Origin of the sequence: Pseudomonas agronomica, assembly GCF_025917275.1 — a bacterium.
In the GTDB taxonomy this organism is placed as follows: Bacteria; Pseudomonadota; Gammaproteobacteria; order Pseudomonadales; family Pseudomonadaceae; genus Aquipseudomonas; species Aquipseudomonas agronomica.
On record NZ_JAOSHO010000755.1, the window covers coordinates 1 to 1796 of the forward strand.

The following is a 1796-nucleotide window of genomic DNA, read 5'->3' on the forward strand; positions in this document are numbered from 1 at the left end:
CCGCTGCCGCCAGGCCGCTGACAATCGTCACCGGGGTAGAAATCACCAGGGCGCAAGGGCAGGCGACCACCAGCAGGACCAGCGCGCGATAGATCCAGTCGAACCAGCTGGCGCCCATGAACAGCGGTGGGATGATCGCCACGGCCAAGGCCAGGGCAAACACCGCTGGGGTGTAGATTTTCGAGAATTGGTCGACGAAGCGCTGGGTCGGCGCCCGGGAGCCCTGGGCCTGTTCCACGGCATGGATGATCCGCGCCAGGGTCGATTGATCGGCAGCGGCGGTGACGGTGTATTCCAGTTCGCCGGCCTGGTTGATGGTGCCGGCGAAGACTTTATCGCCCACGGTTTTTTCCACCGGCAGGCTCTCACCGGTGATGGGCGCCTGGTCGATGGTCGAGCGTCCGGCGACCACGTCACCGTCCAGCCCAACCCGTTCGCCAGGACGAACCCGCACCCTTGCGCCCAGGGCAATGGTCTTCACATCGGCGACCTGCCAAGTGCCGTCGGCTTGTTGCACAGTCGCCTGTTCCGGCGCCATTTGCATCAGGCCGCTGATGGCGTTGCGTGCCCGATCAAGGGATTTGGCCTCGATCAGCTCGGCCACGGTAAACAGGAACATCACCATCGCCGCCTCGGGCCATTGGCCGATCAGCACGGCGCCTGTCACGGCGATGCTCATCAAGGCGTTGATGTTCAGGTTGAAGTTTTTCAGGGCGATCCAACCCTTCTTGTAGGTGCCGAGGCCGCCACTGAGGATCGACACCAGCGCAACCAGCGCGACCACCCAGTTTGGCGCGGCATTGGTGAAATGGATCACCTCGGCAGCCAGTGCCGTGACGCCGGACAACGCCAGCGGCCACCAGGGCTTCGCTGGGGCAGGTAGGTTATGGGTGGGTTTTTCCTGGCCATCGGCCAACGGCTCCGCCTGCATCCCGAGGGACTCGATGGCCTTGATGATAGGGGTGTCGCTGGGCAAGTCATGGGTCACGCCCAGTACCCGGTTGATCAGGTTGAATTCCAGCTGCTGCACGCCTTCGAGCTTGCCGAGTTTGTTCTGGATCAGCGTCTGCTCGGTGGGGCAGTCCATGGCTTCGATGCGAAAACTGCTCAGCCGCGCACCGTCCGTCGGCGCGTTGCCGAGGTTGACTACCGACGGTGCCGCTTTCGAGGCGCAGCAGGAATGCCCATGGGCATGGCCGTGATCGGGTTTGTGGATGTGAAGGGAATCGCTCATCGGGTGACGTCCGTGAAAAGTGCCTGTTGCACAGTAAAGACCCTGTAGCCACTATAGGGTCAAGCACCTGTTTTCGGAGGCAGCACCATGAAGATCGGAGAACTGGCGAAAATCACCGACTGCCAGGTCGAGACCATCCGCTACTACGAACGCGAAGGCCTGCTGCCGGAACCGGCCCGCAGCGACGGTAATTATCGCGTCTATACCCAAGCCCATGCCGAGCGGCTGACCTTCATCCGCAACTGCCGCACCCTGGACATGACCCTGGAAGAAATCCGCAGCCTCCTGGCCTTGCGCGACAGTCCCCAGGATCAGTGCGAGAGCGTCAACGCGCTGATCGACGAGCACATCGACCACGTCAAGGCGCGCATCGATGGCCTGATGGCCTTGCAGGCGCAACTGATCGACCTGCGCCATCGCTGCGGCGAAGGGCCGGATCTCGAGCAGTGTGGGATCTTGCAGCGGTTGGAAGTGAGCGGCGCGGTGGCGCCGGAGGTGGAGCATTCCCATGTGGGCAGGAGTCATGGGCATTGAACTGCTCTTGAAGCACATGGCGATCTAA

General features: G+C 62.5%; 2 protein-coding genes. One reads left to right on the forward strand and one right to left on the reverse strand.

All coding sequences use genetic code 11. The annotated features are described in order from the left end of the window. The coding region (locus OC610_RS26865) for a heavy metal translocating P-type ATPase (protein WP_264432306.1) at positions 1-1234 on the reverse strand (1234 nt) is incomplete at its 3' end. Between the two features lie 87 nt (positions 1235-1321). Here OC610_RS26865 and cadR point away from each other — a divergent pair. Next, entirely contained in the window at positions 1322-1768 is a 447-nt protein-coding gene (gene cadR / locus OC610_RS26870) for a Cd(II)/Pb(II)-responsive transcriptional regulator (protein WP_264432309.1), read from the forward strand. Positions 1769-1796: the final 28 nt, after the last annotated feature.

Coding starts and splice junctions, on each gene's coding strand:
- cadR (WP_264432309.1), top strand. CDS start 1,322: ATGAAGATCGGAGAACTGGCGAAAATCACCGACTGCCAGGTCGAGACC.